The 24,320-nt window shown below is 69.9% G+C and carries 1 protein-coding gene (only partly in view); it reads right to left on the bottom strand.

What is annotated here, in order from left to right; translation table 11 throughout:
• On the bottom strand, nucleotides 1–24,288 hold the 5' portion of the coding sequence (locus ABZ345_RS09670) for a type I polyketide synthase (RefSeq protein WP_359844805.1). It extends 3,795 nt beyond the left edge of the window; the window shows 24,288 of its 28,083 coding nt (coding positions 1–24,288); it begins with the start codon at nucleotides 24,286–24,288; the stop codon falls past the left edge of the window.
• Between the last annotated feature and the right edge of the window lie 32 nt (nucleotides 24,289–24,320).

The raw sequence follows: 24,320 nt of genomic DNA, 5'->3' as shown, positions 1-24,320 counted from the left end.
CGACTTCACCGAACCCAGCCAGAGCGGAGCCGAGCGGTCGGCACCGTAGGTGTTGATCAGGGCCTGAGCCTCGATCGGATCCCCCAGCGCCGTGCCCGTGCCGTGCGCCTCAACGACGTCGACATCACCAACGGACAGACCGGCGTTCGCGAGAGCAGCACGAATCACCCGCTGCTGCGAAGGACCGTTCGGCGCGGTCAGGCCGTTGGAAGCGCCGTCCTGGTTCACCGCAGACCCGCGAATCACCGCGAGCACCCGGTGACCGTTGCGCACGGCGTCGGACAGCCGCTCCATCACGACCATGCCGACACCCTCGGACCAGCCCGCACCGTCCGCGTCGTCGGAGAACGCCTTCGACCGGCCGTTCGCCGCGAGAGCGCCCTGACGAGTCAGCTCGGCGAACGCGTGCGGCGTGGTCATGATCGTCGCGCCACCGGACACCGCGAGCGAACACTCACCACCGCGCAACGCCTGCACCGCGAGATGCATGGCCACGAGAGAGGCCGAGCACGCCGTGTCGACGGTGACCGCCGGACCCTCGAAGCCGAACGTGTAGGAGAGACGACCCGAGATCACCGAAGCCGCGAGACCTGTCGCTGCGTGGCCCTCGGTGTCCTCAGACGACGACGTCAGCAACGTGGCGTAGTCCTGGCCGTTGGTGCCGACAAACACACCGGTCTGAGAGCCGCGCAACGAGAGTGGATCGACACCAACGCGCTCGAGTGCCTCCCACGTGGTCTCCAGCAGGAACCGCTGCTGCGGGTCCATCGCGAGAGCCTCACGCGGTGAGATGCCGAAGAACGCCGGGTCGAAGTCCGCGGTCCCGGCCAGGAACCCGGCCTCACGCGTGATCGACGTCGACAGCACCGACTCCACGTCCCAGTCGCGGTCGACCGGGAACGCGCCCATGCCGTCACGTCCGTCGAGCAGCAGTTGCCACAGTTGTTCGGGCGTGTTCACGTCACCGGGGAAGCGGCAAGCCATACCGACGATGGCGATCGGTTCATCAGCACGAGCAGACGTCACCTGCTCCTCGACCGACCCACCGCGCAGGTGGTCGGCGAGACGGCGCGGCGTCGGGTAGTCGTAGACCAGCGACGCGGGCAACGTCCGGCCGGTCGCCGCCGACAGCTGGTTGCGCAGCTCGACCGCGGTCAGCGAGTCGAACCCCAGGTCTCGGAACTCCTTGTCCACGCCCACCGCGTGCGGCCCGGCGTATCCGAGCACCGACGCGACAGCCGTCCGCACGATCTCCAGCGCGTCGCCGGAAACCGCGACCTTCTTCCGCGCCTTGGGCTTCGGCGGCAGGATCGCGATGGCGACGGTCGGCGCGTCCTCCGCGACCGCACGCCACATCGACTCCACGGCCAGGTCCGGCCGCATCGTGATCGCGCTCAGGTCCGCGCCCACACCGTCGGCCATGCCGGAACCGGCCCACGCGCCCCACGCGATCGACGTCGCTGGCAGGCCCGCCGAACGCCGGTCCCGCGCGATGGCGTCGAGCACGGCGTTCGCGGCCGCGTAGTTGGCCTGTCCGGGGTTGCCGAGCGCGCCCGCGACGGACGAGAACAGCACGAACGCGTCCAGTTCCAGCGACCGCGTCAGCTCGTCCAGCACCAGCGCCGACGCCACCTTCGACCGGAAGACGTCCGCGAACCGTTCCGGCGCAAGACCTTCCAGCACGCCATCGCTCAGGACACCGGCGGTGTGCACGATCGCGTTCGGCGGGTACTCGGCCAGCAACCGCTCGACAGCAGCCCGATCCGCGACGTCGCACGCCACGACCTCCGCGCCCAGCGAGTCACGCAGCTCCGCGGCACCCGGCGCGTCGAGACCACGCCGGCTGACCAGCACGATCTTCTCGACGCCGCGTTCCTTCAGGTCGCGGGCGACGTGCGTGCCGAGCGCGCCCGTGCCGCCGGTGACGATCACGGTGCCGCGCGGCTCCCACATCGCATCTGTTGGCGCCACGGCTTCGTAGCGCCGCGCGAACACACCCTCCGCACGGATCTCGATCTCGACCTCGTCGCCGGCGAGCACCGCGGCCAGCTGCGAGACGTCACCCGTGACGTCGACCAGACCGCCCCACTGAGCTGGCAGTTCCAGCCCCGCCACGCGGCCGAGGCCCCAGACCGCGCTCTGCGTCGCACTGGTGGCCGCGCCTCGCGTCACCGCCCACACCGGGGCACTGACACCCTTGCGCGCCAACGACTGGATCAGCTCCATCGTCGCGATCACACCGCGCGGCACACCGTTCTCGTCAACGGCGGCGTCCAACGCCAGCAGCGACACGATCCCGTCGAACGGCGTCTCCGGGACCTCCTGCACCACAGCACCACCGACGGCCGCCGCTACCTCGCGAGCAAAGTCGTCCTCCGCACCGATGACCAGCCACGTGCCGGAAACCTTGCCACGCGGGGTGATCCGTTCCCACGACTCGCGGTGCCGCCACGAGTCCACAGAGGACCTAGTGCGGTCGACCGGCGCGACATCGAGCACGGTCGGCCAGTACCGCTCGTGCTGGAACGCGTACGTCGGCAGATCCACCCGCCGCGCGCCCGTGCCCTCGAACAGCGCGCTCCAGTCCACGGTCGCGCCGCTGACGTGCAGGCGGGCGAGCCCGTTGACGAACGCCTGCTCCTCGCCGCGGTCCTTGCGCAGCAGCGGGATGCCGCTGACCATCGCTGACAGCACGCCGTCGGGGCCGATCTCCAGGAACGTGCTGCCGTCGAGCGCGCGCACCGTGTCGTGGAACCGCACGGTGTCGCGGACGTGCCGCACCCAGTACTCGGATTGTTGGACAATCCCACCAGTCAACAAAGGGATCGTCGGATCGTTGAACGATATGCCCGCGATGGCCGCCCGGAAGTCATCCAGCATCGGCTCCATCAGCGGCGAGTGGAACGCGTGCGACACCTTGAGCTGCTTGGACTTGCACGTCGTAGAACTGTTGAGTTGTTCAACAATCCCACGAACCTCTTGTTCAACACCGGCGATGACCACGGCGTTCGGCCCGTTGACCGCCGCGATGGACACCCCGGACGTGAGCAGCGGCCTGACCTCGTCCTCGCTCGCCTCGATCGCGATCATCGCGCCACCGCCCGGCAGCGCCTGCATCAGCGAAGCCCGCGCGGAGATGAGCGTGCACGCGTCCTGCAGGCTGAACACGCCCGCAACGTGCGCAGCCGCGATCTCGCCGATCGAGTGGCCCGCGAGCCGGTCGGCCTTGATCCCGAACGACTCCGCCAGCCGGTACAGCGCCACTTCCAGTGCGAAGATCGCGGGCTGGGCGTTGCCGGTCTGGTCCAGCGCCTCCGCGTCCTCGCCCCACATGATCGACCGCAACGACGGGTCGAGGTGCGCGAGCACGGCGTCGAAGGCATCCGCGAACACCGGGAACCGCTCGTACAGATCGCGTCCCATGCCCAGCCGCTGCGAGCCCTGCCCGGTGAACACCAACGCCAGGTCGCGCTCGGACGCCTCTCCCCTTGCGATCTCCACACCGTCGACGAGCACCACCCGATGCTCGAACGAACTCCGCGACACCGCGAGCGAGTAGGCCAGGTCAAGCGGCGAGGCGTCCACCGAGCCAAGGCGCGCGAGCTGGTCTGCCAGTGCCTCCTCGGACCGGCCCGACACCACCAGAGGAACCACCGAGGCGCTGGCAGTCGCCGAGGGCACCACGGGAGAGAACTCCGGCGCCTCCTCGATGATCACGTGCGCGTTCGTGCCGGAGACACCGAACGACGAGACGCCTGCCCGGCGCGGATGACCGTTGGCAGCCCAGTCGCGGCGTTCGGTGAGCAGCTCGACGTTGCCCGTACTCCATTCCACATTGGACGACGGCGCGTCGACGTGCAGCGTCTGCGGCAGCACCCCGTTGCGCAACGCCATGATCATCTTGATCACGCCCGCGACACCGCCGGCCGACTGAGGATGGCCGAGGTTCGACTTGATGGAACCGAGCAGCAGCGGGGTTTCCCGGTTCTGCCCGTACGTCGCGAGCACGGCCTGTGCCTCGATCGGGTCACCCAGCGTCGTACCCGTGCCGTGCGCCTCAACAGCGTCCACTTCGGACGGCTGCAGCCCGGCGTTCGCCAGCGCCTGCCGGATCACGCGCTGCTGCGACGGACCGTTCGGCGCGGTCAGGCCGTTCGACGCGCCGTCCTGGTTGATCGCCGAGCCGCGCAGCACAGCCAGAACCTCGTGCCCGTTGCGGCGCGCGTCCGACAGCCGTTCCAGCAGCACCACACCGGCACCCTCGGACCAGCCGGTGCCGTCCGCTGCCTCGGAGAACGCCTTGCAGCGCCCGTTCGGTGCGAGCCCGCCGGCAGCGGTGAAGGCGGAGTAAGCGTTCGGCGTGGTCATGACCGCGACACCACCGGCCAGAGCCAGGTCGCACTCACCGTTGCGCAGGGCTTGAGAAGCCCAGTGCATGGCGACGAGCGACGACGAGCAGGCGGTGTCGATGGTGACCGCGGGGCCTTCGAGTCCGAGCAGGTAGGAGATGCGGCCGGACAACACCGACGCGGAGAACGCGGTCGTCGCGTACGGGCCGGTCTCCTCCAGCGACCGGTTCAGCAGCGACTCGTAGTCCTGGCCGGTGGTGCCGACGAAGACGCCGGTCAGGCTGCCCTTCAGGGTCGTCGGGTCGATGCCGGCGCGTTCCAGGGCCTCCCAGGAGGTTTCGAGGAGCAGGCGCTGCTGCGGGTCCATCACGACGGCCTCGCGCGGCGAGATCCCGAAGAAGCCCGCGTCGAAGTCCGCCACGGCGTCGAGGAAACCGCCCTCGAACGTCGAGCTGGCGAGCCGTTCCAGGTCCCAGCCGCGGTCCGTCGGGAACCGTGAGATCACGTCGCGGCCCTCGAACACCAGGTCCCACAACGCTTCCGGCGTCGTGATGCCACCGGGGTAGCGGCAGCCGATGCCGACGATCGCGATGGGGTCGTCGGTGGCGATCGTGGCCGCGCGGACCTCGATGTGGTGCGTGCCACCGAACAGCTCGTCACGCAGGTGCTGCGCCAACGTGGTCGCGGTCGGGTAGTCGAACACGAGCGTCGCGGGCAACGCGAGCCCGGTCGCGGTCTTGAGGCGGTTGCGCATCTCGACCGCGGTGACCGAGTCGAAGCCCAGCTCGCGGAACGCCCTGCCGACCGGGACCTGGTCGCTTTCCGCGTAGCCCAGCGTCTTCGCGGCCTCGGCGCGGACCAGGTCGAGCAACGTGCGGTCGCGTTCGGCCTCGGTGAGCTTCGCCAGGCGCTGCTTGAGCCCCGACTCCTCGACGGGCTCCTCGGCAAGTGCCTGGCGCACTTCGGGGATTCCGGTGAGCAGCGGGCTCGGCCGTTCGGCGGTGAAGCTGGGCGCGAACTTCGCCCAGTCGATGTTGGTGACGGTGAGCTGGGTCTGGTCGTCGGCGACGGCCTGGCGCAACACCCTCATCGCGAGCTCGGGCGGCATCGAGCCGATGCCGATCCGGTGCAGCGCCTCGTACATGCCGTGGTCGGCCGCCATGCCGGCTTCCGCCCACGCGCCCCAGGCGATCGACGTCGCTTTGAGGCCCTGCGAACGACGCAGGTGCGCGAGGCCGTCGAGGTAGGCGTTGGCGGCGCCGTACGCGGGCTGGCCACCGCTGCCCCAGCTCGCCGCACCCGACGAGAACAGGATGAAACGTGCTTCTGGAGCCAGTTCGTGCAGGTGCTTGGCCGCGGTGATCTTCGTGTCGAGCAACGCGGTGACGTCCTCATACCGGAGCTCGTCGATCGGGGCGTCGCCGGTGCCGATACCCGCCGCGTGCACGACCGTCGTGAGATCGTCGATGCCCGCGAGCAGGGTTGCCAGCGCTTCGCGGTCCGCCGCGTCGCAGGCCGCGATCGTGACCCGTGTCGTGCTCTCCAGCTCTGCCTTGAGTTCCGCGGCGCCCGGTGCGTCGAGACCGCGTCGGCTGGTCAGCACCAGGTGTTCGGCACCGGCTTCGGCCATCCAGCGCGCGACGTGACCGCCGAGCGCGCCGGTGCCGCCGGTGATCAGCACCGTGCCGGACACCTGGAACTCGGGGCTGTGGTGTGCGTTCGTGCGGACGAGACGGCGTGCGAACACGCCGTTGTCCCTGATCGCGACCTGGTCCTCCGAACCGGTCAGCACGGCAGCGAACCGTTGCGCCGCCTTGACGTCGAGCGTCTCGGGCAGGTCGATCAGACCACCCCAGCGGCGCGGCAGGTCGAGCGCGGCGACGCGGCCGAGGCCCCAGATCGCGGTCTGGGCGGGGTCGACGGATTCGCTGCTGATGGCGACGGCGTGACGTGTGACGGCCCAGATCGGCGCGTTGACACCGGCTTCGGCCAGTGCCTGGACCACGGTGACCGTGGCCTGCAGGCCGGTCATCGCGATGACGCCGTCGATCGTCTCGGGCAGGCGTGCGATGAGGTCCTGCCGGCTGATCTGCTCGTCGACGTCGATGTGCGTGGCACCCACCGCGTCGACGACGTCCTGGGCTTCGGCGCCGGACGTGACGACGAGCCACGTGCCGCTGGGCGTGCCGGTGACGGTGACCGGGGCCCACTGGTCGCGGTATCGCCAGGTGTCCATTGTGGATTCGGACTTGCGGCGGTTGCGCCACTGCGCGAGCGTGTGCGCGACGCCTTGCTCGACACCGATGTTCTCGAGGCCGCCGTTGTCGACGAGCTCCCAGAACTCGGCGTCGACCGGGTCGGACGTGTCCTTGGCGAGTGGTTCGGGCCAGAACCTCTGGCGGTCGAACGGATACGTGGGCAGCAGGACGTTCCTGCCGCCGGGGTACTGCCAAGCGACGTCGAGCCCTGCGACCCACGCCTCGGCGAGCGAGGTCGTGAACCGCTGCTTGTCGCCCTGGTCGCGGCGCAGTGAGCCGATGGCGACGATCTCGGTGTTCGCCGCCTCGGCCGTCTGCTGCGCGGGCAACATCAGCACGGGGTGCGCGCTCGACTCGATGAGCACGCGGTGACCGTCCTGCACGAGTTTCTCGACGACCTTGGCGAAGCTGACGGGCTGGCGGGCGTTCCGGAACCAGTACTCGGCGTCGAGCGTCGCGGTGTCGATCCGTTCGGCCGTGACGGTCGAGTAGAACGGGATGCTGCCGGTCTGCGGCGTGATGTCCGCGAACAGCTCGAGGATCTGGTCGCGGAGCCGGTCGACCTGCGCGCAGTGCGAGGCGACCGTCGACCCGATCACGCGGGCCCGGATGTCGCGGGAGACGCAGCTCGCGACGAACTTCTCCAGCTCCGGGATCGCGCCGGCGACCGTGCAGGCGTGCGGGCTGTTGACCCCCGCGATCGCCAGCTCGTCCGGCAGCAGCTTCTCGACCTCGGTCGAGGGCAGGGCGATGCTGGCGACCGCTCCGTTGCCGACGAGCTCGTCCGCGAACAGCTGCGACCGCTTGACCACGATCCGCGCGGCCTGGTCGAGGCTGATCGCGCCGCCGATGTAGGCGGCGGCGATCTCGCCTTGCGAGTGGCCGACGACCGCCGCGGGCTCGATCCCGTTGGCGCGCCACGTCTGCGCGAGCGAGATCATGATCGCGAACAGTGCGGGCTGCAGGATCTCGATGCGCTCCAGCAGCTCGGCGTCGCCCCTGAGGACCTCGATGACCGACCAGCCGACGTGGTGCGCGATCGCCCGGTCTGCCTCGGCCATCCACCTTGCGAAGGTCTCGTCCTCGTCGAGCAGTCGCACCGCCATGCCGTGCCACTGGCTGCCCTGGCCGGGGAACACGAACACCGGGCCTGGGCCGGCGTCGACTACCGCGCCCTCGACGATCTCGTCGCCGATGATCACCGCTCGGTGCTCGAACCTGGTCCGGCCGGTCAGCGAGAATCCGACGTTGTTCGCCGGTACGCCGGTCGCGACCAGCGCCTTGATCCGCTCGACCTGCGCTCGCAGCGCTCCCGCGGACTTCGCTGACACCGCCAGCGGCACCGGAATCGGGTTCGGAGTCGGGTCCGGGTTCGAGCTCGGGTCCAGGTTCGGAATCGATCCGGATTGGCTGGCCCCCTGGGGGGATCCACCCCCCATCCCAATCATCTCAGGCAGGTCTGACAATTCCTGAGCACTCGGAGCCTCCAAGATCACGTGCGCGTTCGTGCCCGAGATGCCGAACGAGGACACACCGGCGCGGCGCGGACGTGCGACGGCAGGCCAGTCGCGCGACGAAGTGAGCAGCTCGACAGAACCCGCGTCCCACTCGATGTGCGAGGAAGGCGCGGACACGTGCAGGGTCTGCGGCAGCACGCCGTTCCGCAGCGCCATGATCATCTTGATGACACCGGCGACACCAGCGGCCGACTGCGTGTGGCCGATGTTCGACTTGATCGAACCCAGGTAGAGCGGCTCGGACCGCTCCTGCCCGTAGACCGCGAGCAACGCCTGCGCCTCGATCGGGTCGCCCAGCGAGGTACCCGTGCCGTGCGCTTCCACGGCGTCGACATCGAGAGGCGGCAGACCCGCCGAGGCCAGAGCCGCGCGGATCACCCGTTGCTGCGAAGGACCGTTCGGCGCCGTCAACCCGTTCGAAGCGCCGTCCTGGTTGACGGCGGTGCCCTTCAGGACCGCGAGGATGTTGTGGCCCAGCCGCACGGCGTCCGATTGCCGTTCGAGCACCAGCAGGCCGACACCCTCGGAGAACCCGGTGCCGTCCGCGCCCTCGGAGAACGCCTTGCAGCGCCCGTCCGACGAGACGCCGCGCTGCCGGGAGATCTCGATGAACGTCGCGGGAGTCGACATCACCGCGACACCACCGGCGAGCGCCAGCGACGACTCCCCCGTCCGCAGCGACTGCGCGGCGAGGTGCATGGCGACCAGCGAGGACGAGCAGGCCGTGTCGATCGTGACGGCCGGGCCTTCCAGACCGAGCACATAGGACACTCGGCCGGACGCGACGGACGGCGACGACCCCGTGCCGTGGTGGCCCTCGAATTCACCGCCGAGCAGCTGCGCGTAGTCGTTGTACATGACGCCGGCGAACACACCGGTCGCGCTGCCCCGCAACGACACCGGGTCGATTCCAGCGCGCTCGAAGGCCTCCCACGCGGTCTCCAGCAGCAGGCGTTGCTGCGAGTCCGTGGCCAGGGCTTCGCGTGGCGACATCCCGAAGAACGCCGGATCGAACTCGCCCGCGTCGTGCAGGAAGCCGCCGAGCCGCGTCGCCGAGGTGCCGATGTCGTTGCCGGAGAACAAGGTGCCGAGGTCCCAGCCGCGGTCGGACGGGAACTCGGAGATCGCGTCGGTGCCGTCCAGCACCAGCTGCCACAGGTCCTCGGGCGTCGACACCCCGCCCGGGAACCGGCACGCCATGCCCACGATCACGATCGGGTCGTCGTCCGAAACAGTTCGCGTGGCGACGACCGAACCGCCGTCCGCGCCGAACAGTTCGTCACGCAGGAATGTCGCCAGAACATGCGCGGTCGGGTAGTCGAACACGAGCGTCGCGGGCAGTCGCAGCCCGGTCACCGCGGTGAGACGGTTGCGCAGGTCGACAGCAGTCAGCGAGTCGAAGCCGAGATCGCGGAACGCCCGTCCCGCGTCGAAGTTCTCCAATCCCAGCACCGCACTGACCTGTGCGCGGATCAGCTCGAGCAGCGCGTCGAGGCGTTCGCTGGAACCCAACGACCGCAGCTTCGCGGCCAGGCCCGTCGCCGTGTCCGATCCGGCCACTGTTCGCCGTGCTCGGGTCCGGATCAGGCCTCGCAGCAACGCAGGAACCTCACCCTGCGCTCGCAACGTCGCGAGGTCGAGCCGTGCGGGCAGCAGCACCGCCTCGCCGCTCGCGATCGCCGCGTCGAACAGGGCGGTTCCCTGCGACGGCGTGATCGGCGGCATTCCGGCCCGCACCAGGCGTTCCCGGTCGGCGTCGGTCAGCGACCCGGTCAGGCCGACCGTGGCTTCCCAGGTGCCCCACGCCAGCGACACGGCGTTCGGCCGGTGCTGGGCGAGGGCGTCGAGGAACGCGTTGGCCGCCGCGTAGTTGCCCTGCCCGGCGCCGCCGAGAATGCCCGCGGCGGACGAGAACAGCACGATCCTGGCGTCAGGCAACAACTCGTGCAGGTGCCACGCGGCGTCGACCTTGGGCCGCAGCACGGTGTCGAACTGCTCGGGCGTCAGCGACTCGATCACGCCGTCGTCCAGCACGCCGGCGGTGTGCACGACCGACTTCACGGTGTGCTTCTTCAGCAGTCGCTGCAACGCCTTGCGGTCGCTGACATCGCACTTGACGACCTTGACGGCCGCGTCCACCTGCCAGTCCGGCTTCTTGCCGCTCCGGCTGGCGAGGATCAGCTCCGTGACGCCGTGCTCGGCGACGAGGTGCTGCGCGATCACACTGCCAAGCCCGCCGGCGCCGGTAATCAGCACCGGGCTTTCCCAGACGGTCTCCTGCGCGGCCGCCGCACGAGTCAGGCGCGGCGCTTGCAGCTGTCCCTGCCTGATGCGCAGCTGCGGCTCGTCCGCCGCAAGTGCCTGCGGCAACACGGCGTCGTCGTCGATGTCGACCAGCACGAAACGGCCGGGGTGCTCGGTCTGCGCCGACCGCACCAGGCCCCACACCGCCTGTCCGGCCAGATCTCCTTCGCGGGTGACGAAAGCCAGCCGCTCGGCGCGTTCGCCGGAGATCCACTCCTGGAGCTTGGCCAGCACGCGCGACGTCAGCGCCCGTGTCGACTCGATGACGTTGCCGTCGCCGACGACGTGCTCTACAACGACGTTCTCCGCGGCGGCTTCGGGCAGTGCGACCGGCGTCCACTCGAGCCTGAACAGCGAGTCGCGCTCAACCTCGTTCCGTGGCGACGCGACCGGCCGCACGACGAGTGACTCGACCGTGGCGACGGGCTGTCCGGTGGTGTCGGCGAGCGCGATCTCCATCGCGTCGCCGTGGGAGCGCAACCGCACGCGCAGCTCGGTGGCACCGGTGGCGTGCAGGGACACGCCTTCCCACGAGAACGGCAGCCCAGCGCCCTCCTTTGCGAGCAATGCGGCGTGCAGCGCGGAGTCGAGCAACGCCGGGTGCAGGCCATATCCCGCCGTGCTCTCGGTCGTGGTGACTTCGGCGTACACGTCGTCGCCGTCCCGCCACACCGCCCGCAGGCCCTGGAACGCGGGCCCGTACTCGAAGCCCATCTCCGTGAACCGCTCGTAAGCTCCTTCAACGTCAACGCTTTCCGCGTTCGGCGGCCAGGTCGTCGCGTCGAAGTCACTGGCAGCACTGCCCTGCGAGAGGCTTCCGGAGGCATGCTCGATCCAGGGAGCGTCGTCGTCGGTGCGCGAGTAGATCACGACCGCACGACGGCCGTTCCCGTCCTCGCCCCGCACCGCGACCTGCAGCTGCACCGACCCGTCGAGCACCAGCGGCGCGGAAATCGTGAGCTCGTCGAGCTTCTCGCAGCCGACCTCGTCTCCGGCCCTGACCGCCAGCTCGACGAACGCCGTGCCGGGCAACAGAATCCTGCCGCCGACCGCGTGATCGGCGAGCCACGGGTGCGAGCGCGTCGACAGCCTCGACATGAACAGCGCGTCCTCGCTGCCCGCGACGCTGACAGCCGCGCCGAGCAACGGGTGCTCGACCGCGCTGAGGCCCAGCCCGGACGGGTCACCGCTGCGGACCTGCCCGGCGGGCCAGAACCGCTGACGCTGGAAGGCATACGTCGGCAGGTCGACCAGCTTGCCGCCGCTGAAGTCCCAGGTGACGTTCAAGCCGCTCACGTGGGCCTGGGCCAGCGCCGTGAGCAGTTGCTTGCGGCCGCCTTCGTTGCGCCGCAACGTTCCGAGCACCACGGCCTCGGTGTCCGCGGCCTCGGCGGTCTGCTCGACACCAATCGTCAGCACGGGGTGGGCGCTGGGCTCGACGAAGAACTGGAAACCGTCGCGCAGCAAGGCGTTCGTGGCGTTCTGGAACTCGACGGTCTGCCGCAGGTTGGTGAACCAGTAGGCGGCGTCCATGATCGCGGTGTCGACCGGCTCGCCGGTGACCGTGGAGTACAACGCGATCGCGCTGGTGCGAGGTTCGATGCCCTTGAGGTCGTTGAGCACCCGCTCGCGAATCGCCTCGACCTGCGGCGTGTGCGAGGCGTAGTCCACGGCGATCATCCGCGCCCGGACATCTCGCTCGACGCACTCGGCCACGATCTCCGCGAGCGCCTCGACCTCACCCGCGACCACCGTCGACCGCGGCCCGTTGACCGCCGCGACCGCTACCCGCTCCTCGTAGCGCGCGATCAGCGGCCGCACCTCGTCGACGGGCAGCGACACCGACAACATGCCACCGCGCCGCGACAACGCCTCGTCGACCGCCTGCGACCGCAACGCCACCACGCGCGCCGCGTCTTGCAGGCTCAACGCCCCGGCGACCGCCGCCGCAGCGATCTCGCCCTGCGAGTGCCCGACGACCGCCTGCGGCTCAACGCCGTAAGAGCGCCACACTTCGGCCAGCGACACCATGACCGCCCACAGCACGGGCTGCACGACGTCGACCTGGTCCAGTTCCAGCTCGTCCCTCAGCACCTCGACCAGCGACCAGCTGACGAACGGCCGCAGCGCCGCGTCACATTCTGCGATCTTGCTGGCGAACACCTCGTTGCTCGCCAGCAGTTCGCGCCCCATGCCGACCCACTGCGAGCCCTGGCCGGGGAACACGAACACGGTCTTGCCCGCGGTCGTGACCCGCCCGGTGACCACGTCGTGCCCGATGATCACCGCGCGGTGGTCGAAGCTCGCCCTGGCCGCCAGCGTGAACCCGATGTCGACCGGGTCGGCCTCGACCGCCCTGATCCGCTCGACCTGGGCTTCCAGGGCCTCCGCCGACTTCGCCGAGACGAGCCACGGCACGCCGTCACCCGCGAGATCACCGTCGCCCGCGAGGTCGCCAGCACCCGCAAGGTCGCCGTCACCTGTGAGGTCACCGGCACCCACGAGGTCGCCGTCGTCTGCGAGGCCACCAGCACCCACGAGGTCGCCGTCGTCTGCGAGGCCACCAGCAGCCGCGAGGTCGCCGTCGCGCACGAGGTCGCGGTCGCCACCGCTCTGCTGAATCGATCCGGGTTGGCTGGCCCCCTGGGGGGATCCACCCCCCATCCCAATCATCTCAGGCAGGTCTGACAATTCCGGACCGCCCGGAGCCTCCAAGATCACGTGCGCGTTCGTGCCCGAAACGCCGAACGACGAGACGCCCGCGCGGCGCGGGCGGGACACAGAAGGCCAGGCACGGGTCGAGGTCAGCAGCTCGACGGCGCCGGCCTCCCAGTCGACGTGCGACGACGGTTCGGTGATGTGCAAGGTGCGCGGCAGCACACCGTGGTGCAGCGCCTGCACCATCTTGATCACCGACGCGACACCGGCGGCGGCCTGCGAGTGGCCGATGTTCGACTTGACCGAACCGAGCAGCAAAGGCGATGGGCGGTCCTGGCCGTAGACGGCGAGCAGGGCCTGAGCCTCGATCGGGTCGCCCAGCGGAGTTCCGGTGCCGTGCGCCTCGACGGCGTCGACATCGGCGACCGACAGGCCGGCCGACGCCAGCGCCGCGCGGATCACCCGCTGCTGCGATGGGCCGTTCGGCGCCGTCAGACCATTCGAAGCGCCGTCCTGGTTGACCGCGGAACCACGCACGACCGCGAGGATCCGGTGGCCGTTGCGCACCGCGTCGGACTGGCGTTCCAGCACGACCTGACCGATGCCCTCGGCCCAGCCCACGCCGTCGGCGGAGTCGGAGAACGCCTTGGAGCGGCCATCCTCGGAAACACCGCGCTGCCGGGAGAACTCGACGAACGTCGACGGCGTGGACATCACCGTCACACCACCGGCGAGAGCGAGCGAGCACTCCCCCGACCGCAGTGACTGGATCGCCCAGTGCATCGCGACCAGCGACGACGAGCACGCGGTGTCGACCGTGACCGCGGGGCCCTCGAAGCCGAACACGTAGGACACGCGGCCCGACGCGACGCTGCCCGCGCTGCCCTGTCCCTGGTGTCCTTCCATGTCGCCGCCACCGACTACGGACTGGTAGTCGTTGTACATCAAGCCGGTGAACACGCCGGTCGCGCTGCCCCGCAACGAGGTCGGGTCGATGCCCGCGCGTTCCAAGGCCTCCCACGCGGTCTCCAGCAGCAGGCGTTGCTGGGTGTCGGTCGCGAGCGCTTCCCGCGGTGACATGCCGAAGAACGACGGGTCGAACTCGGCCGCGTCGTGCAGGAAGCCGCCCGAACGCGTGTAGGAGGTGCCGATGTGGTCGGGATCCGGGTGGTAAAGGCCTTCGAGGTCCCAGCCGCGGTCGGCAGGGAAGCCGGTGACCGCGTCGACCTCGTCCATCACGAGCTGCCACAACTCTTCCGGCGTCGTGACTCCACCGGGGTAACGGCAGGCCATGCCGACGATGACGATCGGATCGTCCGAAGTGGACACCAGCGCAGGCAGCGACTCCACCGGGGAAGCGGCGCCGAGCAGCTCGTCACGCAGGTAGGAGGCCAGCGCGGCCGACGTCGGATAGTCGAAGATCAGCGTCGCGGGCAGGCGGATACCGGTCGAGGCCGTCAGCCGGTTGCGCAGCTCGACCGCGGTCAGCGAGTCGAAGCCGAGATCCCGGAACTGGTGCGCCGGGTCGATCGCCTGCACACCACCGTGACCGAGCACGCCCGCGACCTCGGTGCGGACGACGTCGAGCAATGCCGCCACCCGGTCGGCCTCGGACAACGCCGACAGCCGCGCCACCAGCGTGACCGCGGTGTCGGAACCCGCCACCGAACGCTTCGACCGCGTCCGCACCAGGCCGCGCAACACCGGCGCCACCTCACCCTTGGCCCGCAACACCGCGAGGTCGAGGCGGAACGGTGCCAGCGCGGCGCCGCCGTGCGCGATGGCCGTGTCGAACAGCTCGATGCCCTGATCCACCGAGATCGGCGGCATACCGGCGCGGCGCATGCGTTCGACGTCCACTTCGGACAGATTCCCGGCCATGCCGCCTTCCCAGGCACCCCAGGCCAGTGAGACGGTGTTCGGGCGGCCCTGAGCGAGAGCGTCGAGGAACGCGTTGGCCGCCGCGTAGTTGCCCTGTCCCGCGCTGCCGAGCGTCCCGGCGACGGAGGAGAAGAGCACGAACCGGTCCAGCTCGCCGGCCAGCTCGTGCAGGTTCCAGGCGGCGTCGACCTTGGGGCGCAGGACGTTCGACACCCGCTCGGGCGTCAGCGACTCGATCACGCCGTCGTCCAGCACACCCGCGGCGTGCACGATCGACCGGACCGGGTGCTTCTTCAGCAGCTTCTGCACCGCCTTGCGGTCACTGACGTCGCATTTCGCGACGGTGACCCGCGCGTCCAGCTCGCCGGCCCACGTGGGCTTCTCGCCGCGCCGGCTGACCAGCACCAGCTCGTCAACGCCCTGCGCGACAAGATGTTTCGCGATGACGCCGCCCAGCCCGCCGGTGCCGCCGGTGATCAGCACCGGCCCCTGCCACGTGACCTCGCGCCGCACCGCGGTCGCCCGTACGAGGCGAGCGGCCTTCACGACGCCGTCGCGAATGATCAGCTCGGGCTCGTCGACACCCAGCGCCCGCGGCACGAGCTCGCCGGAGTCGGTGTCAATGATGCCGAACCGGCCGGGGTGCTCGGTCTGCGCCGACCGCACCAGACCCCGCACCGCCGCACCCGCCAGACAGCCCATGCCGGTGACGAACACGAGCTTCTCTTGCCGTTGTTCGGAAATCCACTCCTGCAGCCGCGCCAACGCTTGTGCGACAAGGGTGTGCGTGGCTTCGACGACCTCACCCTCGGCGACGACGTGCTCCACCACGACGTTCGAGGCAGGTTCTGCGGGCAGCTCCACGTCGGCCCAGTCGAGCTGGAACAGCGAGTCGCGGTCCACCGTGCTCAGCTGCTCGGCCGAGACCGCGCGCACGACCAGCGCGTCCACCGAGGCGACCGGCGCACCGGCGGTGTCGGCCAAAGCGATCGCGATGCTGCTCCCGTTGCGGATCAACTTGACGCGCAACGCCGTCGCGCCGGTCGCGTGCAGCGACACGCCTTCCCACGAGAACGGCAACCCGGCACCGTCGTCCACCAGCAACGCCGCGTGCAGCGCCGAGTCGAGCAGCGCCGGGTGCAACCCGAACCCGCCCGCGGCAACGCCCTCGGGCAGCGCGACCTCAGCGAACACGGTGTCGCCGTCCCGCCACGCCGTCCGCAGCCCCTGGAACGCCGGCCCGTACTCGAACCCGCTCTTCGCGAACCGCTCGTACGCATCCGCGACGTCGACCGGCTCCGCACGCGGCGGCCACTCGCCCACCTCGGCGATGTCCCCGCCGGATCCGAGCACACCGGTGGCGTGCTCCGTCCACGGCTCGTCGACCGCCGTCTCAGGCCGGGAGTAGATGGTGATCGAGCGCCGACCGTTCTCTGGGACACCCACGATCAGCTGGACCTGAACACCACCGCTCTCCGGCAGCACCAACGGTGCCGCGAGCGTCAGCTCCTCGACGCGATCGAGGCCGACCTCGTCCGCCGCCCGCACCGCCAGCTCGACGAGCGCCGCGCCCGGCACGAGCACCGCGCCGTGCACGGTGTGGTCGGCCAGCCACGACCGCCGCGACAGCCTCGCCGTGAACAGGTAGCCCGCTCCTCCGGCGAGCTCGACAGCCGCGCCGAGCAGCGGGTGCTCCACCGCACCGAGGCCCGCCGACCGGACGTCCGACTTCGTGGTGCTCTCCGGCCAGAACGACTGGTGGTCGAACGCGTAGGTGGGCACGTCGACTCGTCGACCGCCTGTATACAGCTGTGTCCAGTCAACATTGATTCCGTCAACATGTACTTGACTCAATGCAGTCAACATTGATTCAACATCAGACTTGACGCGCGTCAACGTCGGAATCAACCCGTCAACCATCGCCGTCAACTGCGCATCCGGCCCCACCTCAAGCAAAGTCACGTCACCCAGCCGAGTGACGTTGTCGTGGAAGCGCACCACGTCACGCACGTGGTTGACCCAGTAGTCGACGGTGGCGACATCGCCGGATGTTGACATTCCGACAACCGGTTCGCGGAGTTCGATGTCCGCGATCGCCGCACGGAAGTCGTCCAGCATCGGCTCCATCAACGGCGAGTGGAACGCGTGGCTGACCTTGAGCCGCTTGTTCTTCCACTTCTCCGCGATAGCGAGCACTTCTTCTTCGACGCCCGCGATCACCACAGACCGAGGCCCGTTGACGGCGGCAATGGACACGCCAACAGTCAGGTGCGCGCGCACCTCTTCTTCGGACGCGATGACCGACACCATCGCGCCACCAACCGGCAACGCCTGCATGAGGCTGGCGCGTGCCCGGACGAGCTTCGCCGCGTCCGCGAGGCTCAGCAACCCGGCGACGTGGGCGGCCGCGATCTCGCCGATGGAGTGCCCGGCGACCTTCGCGGGCTTCAGCCCGAACGACTCCAGCAACCGGTACAGCGCGACCTGAACGGCGAAGATCGCGGGCTGCGTGTTCCCGGTCTGGTTCAGCGCCTCGGCGTCGTCACCCCACATGACCTCGCGCACGCCATCGAGGTGTTCCAGTACCTCGTCCAACGCCTGCGCGAATCCTGGGAACGCCTCATATAGCTCACGCCCCATGCCCAGCCGCTGCGACCCCTGCCCGGAGAACACGTAGGCCAGCGGCTTTCCACTCACCGCGCCCTGGGCGACGACCTTCCCGCCGAGCACCACAGCCCGGTGGTCGAACTGCGTCTTCAACGCGAGCGAGTACCCGATGTCCCGCCGGTCGCCAGCCAGCTCCAGCACCCGTTCGACCTGCGCGTCCAGCGAGACCGCCGACTTCGCCGACACCAGCCACGGCACGCCAACACTCGCGAGGTCACCGTCGCGCGCGAGATCTCCAGCACCCGCGAGATCGCCGTGGCCCGCGAGGTCGCCAGCACCCGCAAGGTCGCCGTCGCGCGCGAGGTCGCGGTCGCCGTCGCTCTGCTGAATCGATCCGGGTTGGCTGGCCCCCCGGGGGGAACCACCCCCCATCCCAATCATCTCAGGCAGGTCTGACAATTCCTGAAGGCCCGGAGCCTCCAAGATCACGTGCGCATTCGTCCCCGAAACGCCGAACGACGAGACGCCCGCGCGGCGCGGGCGAGAGACGGCGGGCCAAGAGGTGGCGGCGGTGACGAGGGTGATGTCTCCGGCCTCCCAGTCCACGTGGGTGGAGGGCTCGTCGACGTGGAGGGTCGCAGGGACCAGGCCGTGGCGCATGGCGTGGACCATCTTGATCACGCCCGCGACACCCGCGGCGGCCTGGGAATGACCGATGTTCGACTTGATCGAGCCGAGCAGCAGAGGCGACGGCCGATCAGCGCCGTAGGTGGCGAGCAGGGCCTGGGCTTCGATCGGGTCGCCCAGAGTCGTGCCGGTGCCGTGGGCCTCGACCACGTCCACATCTGACACGGACAGGCCCGCCGAGGCGAGGGCGGAGCGGATCACGCGTTGCTGTGACGGGCCGTTCGGCGCCGTCAGGCCGTTCGAAGCGCCGTCCTGGTTGATCGCGGAGCCGCGGACCACGGCCAGGACGGTGTGGCCGTTGCGCAGCGCGTCGGACTGGCGTTCCAGGACCAGCAGGCCCACGCCTTCGCCCCAGCCCACGCCGTCGGCGTTGTCGGAGAAGGACTTGCAGCGGCCGTCTGCGGACAGGCCGCGCTGGCGGGAGAACTCGACGAACGTCGACGGCGTGGACATGACGGTCACGCCGCCGGCCAGGGCGAGGGAGCATTCGCCGTTGCGCAGGGCCTGGGAGGCCAGGTGCAGGGCGACCAGGGAGGACGAGCAGGCGGTGTCGACGGTGACGGCCGGGCCCTCGAAGCCGAACGTGTAGGACACGCGGCCGGACGCGAACGTGCCGGCGCTGCCCATGCTCTGGTAGCCCTCGAACTCGCTGCCGCTGATCACGACCGAGTAGTCGGTGTACATGACGCCGGCGAACACGCCCGTCGCGCTGCCTCGCAACGAAACCGGGTCGATGCCCGCGCGTTCCAGGGACTCCCAGGCGGTTTCCAACAGCAGGCGCTGCTGGGAGTCAGTCGCCAATGCCTCACGCGGGGACATGCCGTAGAAGGCCGGGTCGAACAGCGGGGCGTCGTGCAGGAAGCCGCCGGAACGCGTGTAGGAGGTGCCGATGTGGTCGGGATCCGGGTGGTAGAGCGAGCCGACGTCCCAGCCGCGGTTCGTCGGGAAGTCGGTCACGGCGTCGACGCCGTCGACCACGAGACGCCACAGGTCTTCCGGCGACGACACGCCTCCGGGGTAGCGGCAGGCCATGCCGACGATCACGATCGGGTCGTCGGAGACCGCCGAACGCACCTCGGCGGACGGAACGATCGTGTCGGAGCCGAAGAGTTCGTCACGCAGGTACGAGGCCAGCACGCCCGCGTTCGGGTAGTCGAAGATCAGGGTGGCGGGCAGGCGCAGGCCTGTCACGGTGGTGAGCTGGTTGCGAAGTTCGATGGCGGTCAGCGAGTCGAAGCCGAGGGACTGGAAGGCGCGGCCGGGGTCGATCTCGTCGGTGCCCGCGTGGCCGAGGACCGTGGCGACCTGGCCGCGCACGAGGTCCAGCAACGCTTCCAGGCGGCCGTTCTCGTCGAGGCCGGCGAGGCGGCTGGTCAGCGAGACGGCCGAGGAGGAACCGGCGACCACGCGGCGTGGACGGGTCTTGATCAGGCCGCGCAGCATCGGCGGGATGTCGCCGCGGCCGCGCAGCACCGGCAGGTCGAGGCGGACCGGGACGGCGTTGCCGGCGCCGAGAGCCGCGTCGAAGAGCTCGACGCCCTGCTCGACGGTGATGCCCGGGATTCCGGTGCGCGCCATGCGTTCCGCGTCGGCGCCCGAGAGCATGCCCGCGATCCACGGGCCCCACGCGAGTGAGGTGCCGGGAAGACCGTTCGAGCGGCGGTGTTCCATCAGGGCGTCGAGGAACGCGTTGGCAGCCGCGTAGTTGCCTTGACCGGCGGTGCCGATCGTGCCCGCGACGGACGAGAACACCACGAACGCGTCGAGGTCGGTGGTCAGCTCGTGCAGGTGCCAGGCGGCGTCGACCTTGGGGCGCAACACGGTGTCGACGCGGTCGGGCGTCAGGGACTCGACGATGCCGTCGTCGAGAACGCCCGCGGTGTGCACGACGGCGCGGACCTCGTGCCGCGACAACAGCGATTCCAACGCCGATCGGTCGGAGACGTCGCACGCCTCCACGATCACGCTGGCGCCCAACGATTCCAGCTCCGCGACGTCGGCCTCACCGCGCCGGGAGACGAGCAGCAGGTCACGGACGCCGTGGGTGGCGACGAGGTGGCGGGCGATCACCAGGCCGAGCCCGCCGGTGCCGCCGGTGATGAGAACCCTGCCCTGCCAAGAGAATTCGTCAGCGGGAGCCAGACGAGCCAGGCGTGGCACGAACGCTTCACTGTCACGCCACCGGATCTGCGGCTCGTCCAGCGCGAAGATCTTTGCCGGGACGTCGCCGTCCGACTCGACCAGCACGAAGCGACCGGGGTGCTCGGTCTGCGCTGACCGGACCAGGCCCCACACCGCGGCCGCGCCCAGGTCGCCGGGGCGGGTGACGAAGGCGAGACGGTCCTGGCGCTCGTCCGCGATCCACTGCTGCAGGCGCGCGAGGGCCTGCGACGTCAGGGCGTGCGCGGACGCTACCGGCGAGCCATCGGAAACGACGTGCTCCAGCTCGACTTCGGTGGTCTCGGTGGGCAGCGCGACGGGCGTCCAGTCGACGTGGAACAACGCCTCGCGCGCGATGCTCGAGTCGTCAGTGGGAATGGGGCGGGTGACGAGGGAGTCGACCGACACGACCGGCGTGCCGCTGGGGTCCGTCGAGGCGACCGCGAACGACTCGCCCTGGGGACGGATGCGTACTCGCAGCTCGGAAGCACCCGTCGCGTGCAGCGAAACACCCTGCCAGGCAAAGGGCATGCCGCCCTCGGACGTGCTGAGGTCGGCGGCGTGCAGGGCCGCGTCGAGCAACGCGGGGTGCAGACCGTAGCGGTCGGTGTCATCCGCGATGGCGACCTCGGCGTAGACGTCGTCGCCGAGCTTCCACGCCGCGCGCAGGCCCTGGAACGCCGGCCCGTACGCGAAGCCGTTGTCCGCGAACCGCTCGTAGAACCCTTCCAGCGCAACCGCTTCCGCGCCGGCGGGTGGCCAGACCGTGGTGTCGAAGCCGGAAGCGGCTCCAGACGCGAGGAAACCTGTGCAGTGCTCGAGCCACGGCGTGTCCGGGTCGAGACGCGAGTAGATCGCGATGGAGCGGCGCCCAGTTCCGTCGAGCGCGCCCACGGCGACCTGGAGCTGCACCGGCTCGTTGAGGACCAGCGGCGCCGACAGCGTCAGCTCGTCGAGGCGGTCGAGGCCCAGTTCGTCGGCTGCCCGCAACGCGAGCTCGACGAAAGCCGTGCCGGGCAACAGAACCCGGCCGCCGACGACGTGGTCCGCGAGCCACGGCTGCGTCGTGACCGACAGCCTGCTGGTGAACAGCACGCCCTGCCCGCCGGCGAGCTCGACCGCCGCGCCGAGCAGCGGGTGACCGACCGCGGTGAGGCCGAGGCCGGACGCGTCGGCGTTCTTCGCGGTCGAGGGCCAGAAACGCTGCCGCTGGAACGCGTACGTGGGCAGGTCGATCCGGGAGGCGCCTGCGTAGAACGGCGTCCAGTCGACGCCGGTGCCTTCGACGTGCAGGCGGGCGAGCGCGGTGACGAGGGCCTGAGGTTCGGGGCGGTCCTTTCGCAGCGTCGGGATGGCGCCGCCGACCAGCGCCGACAGCACGCCGTCCGGGCCGATCTCGAGGAACCTCTTGTCTCCCAGGCTAGTGACGGTGTGGTGGAAGCGGACTGTGTCGCGGACGTGACGGACCCAGTACTCGGCGTTCGCGACGTCACCCAGGCCGGGAATGGCTGGAGCGTTGAAGGTCAGGTCGCTGATCGCGGCGCGGAAGTCGTCCAGCATCGGGTCCATCAGCGGCGAGTGGAACGCGTGGCTGACCTGGAGCTGCTTGGTCTTGCGGTCTTCGAAGTTCTTGACCAGCGCGCGGGCTTCGTCTTCCGCGCCGGCGATGACGAGCGAATCGGGTCCGTTGATGGCCGCGATGGAGATGCCTGGTGTGAGGTGCGGTCGGACTTCGGCTTCGGTGGCTTGGAGTGCGATCATCACGCCGCCGGTGGGCAGGGCCTGCATGAGGCGGGCGCGTTCGCGGACGAGCTTTGCGGCGTCTTCGAGGCTGAACACGCCCGCGATGTGCGCGGCGGCGATCTCGCCGATCGAGTGGCCGGCGAGATGGTCGGCCTTGACGCCGAACGACTCGAGCAGGCGGTAGAGGGCGACCTGCAGCGCGAAGATCGCGGGCTGCGCGTGGCCAGTCTGGTGCAACGCTTCGGCGTCGTCGCCCCACATGACCGCGCGCACGTCCAGGTGCTGGGCGACCTCGTCGAACGCCTGGCGGAACGCCGGGAACGCCTCGTACAGCTCGCGCCCCATGCCGAGCCGCTGCGAACCCTGCCCGGTGAACAGCATCGCCAACTGCTTCTCGGCCGCTGTGCCTCGCGCGATCTCCGCACCGTCGAGCACCACCGCACGGTGATCGAACAGCGTGCGCGCGGCGAGCGAGTACCCGACATCCCTCGCATCCGCCGACACGTCAGCAAGCTGTGCGATCTGCGCGTTCAGCGCCGTCTCGGTCTTCGCCGACACCAGCCACGGCACGCCACCGCCCTGAATCGATCCCGACTGGGGGCCCCGGGGGGAGACCGAGGTCCCCACTCCAAGCGTCCCACGGAGGTCTGACGATTCCGGACCGGCAAGATCGACAACTGTCGAGTTGTCCACAGGCGCCGAGCTGTCCACAGATTTCGGCGAGCCCGGTTGGGGCGGGCTCGAAGTCGATACGCTGGAAATCGGGGGGATCCCCGGCGCCTCCACGATCAGGTGCGAGTTGGTGCCGGAGACGCCGAACGAAGAGATGCCGATTCGGCGCGGCCGATCAACGGACGGCCAGGAGGTGGCCGAGGTCAGCAGGGAGACGGAACCCGCGGACCAGTCGACGTGCGAGGAAGGCGACGTGACGTGGAGGGTGCGCGGCAGGACGCCGTGCTGCATCGCCTGCACGACCTTGATCACTGAGGCGACGCCCGCCGCCGCCTGCGTGTGACCGATGTTCGACTTGACGGAGCCGATGTAGAGCGGGACCGCGCGGTCCTGGCCGTAGGTCGCGATCAGCGCGGCGGCCTCGATCGGGTCGCCCAGCGTCGTGCCGGTGCCGTGCGCCTCCACCGCGTCGACGTCGGACGGAGCCAGGCCGGCGGAGGCCAGAGCCGCGCGGATCACGCGTTGCTGTGAAGGGCCGTTCGGGGCGGTCAGGCCGTTCGAGGCGCCGTCCTGGTTGACCGCCGAACCGCGCAGAAGGCCGAGAACGTGATGACCGGACGCGACGGCGTCGGACAACCGCTCCAGCACCAGCATGCCCGCGCCCTCGGACCAGCCCACACCGTCGGCCGAGTCCGAGAAGGCCTTGCAGCGGCCGTCGGCGGCGAGACCGCGCTGCAGCGTGAACTCGATGAACGAGTTCGGCGTGGCCATGATCGTCACGCCGCCGGCCAGCGCCAGAGAGCATTCGCCGGAACGCAAAGCCTGCATCGCCAGGTGCATCGCGACGGACGAAGAGGAACAGGCGGTGTCGACGGAGACCGCGGGGCCCTCGAAGCCGAACGTGTAGGAGAGACGGCCGGAAAGCACGGACGCGATGAAGCCGGTGGAGGCGTGCCCGTCGCCGTCCACCGACACCAGATCCGCGTAGTCCTGGCCGTTCGTGCCCACGAAGACGCCAGTGGAGGAACCCCGCAACGAAGCAGGGTCCAGGCCCGCGCGCTCCAGGGCCTCCCACGTGAGCTCCAGCATCATGCGCTGCTGCGGGTCCATGCCGAGGGCCTCGCGCGGCGAGATGCCGAAGAAGTCCGCGTCGAACGAGGCCAGATCCGCCAGGAACCCGCCCTCCTGCGCCAAAGAGCTACTGCGCAACGACGACAGGTCCCAGCCGCGGTCCGCCGGGAACGGGGAAACCAGGTCCCGTTCGGAGACAACGGCGTCCCACAGCTGCTCGGGAGTGACCACCCCACCGGGGAGGCGGCACGACATGCCCACGATCGCGATGGGCTCGCTGTGCTTCTGCTCCAGCTCGAGGACGCGTTCACGAGTCCGGCGCAACTCGACCGTGACTCGCCTCAGGTAGTCGGCAACCTTGTCCTGCTGCTCTTCCTGCACTGGTCCGTCCTCATTTCGTGCGGGCAACACGG

Source organism: Lentzea sp. NPDC005914 (assembly GCF_040629405.1).
Taxonomy (GTDB): Bacteria; Actinomycetota; Actinomycetes; order Mycobacteriales; family Pseudonocardiaceae; genus Lentzea.
The sequence above is the reverse complement of the archived record's forward strand: the minus strand, read 5'-3'. Positions and strand labels throughout refer to the sequence as shown.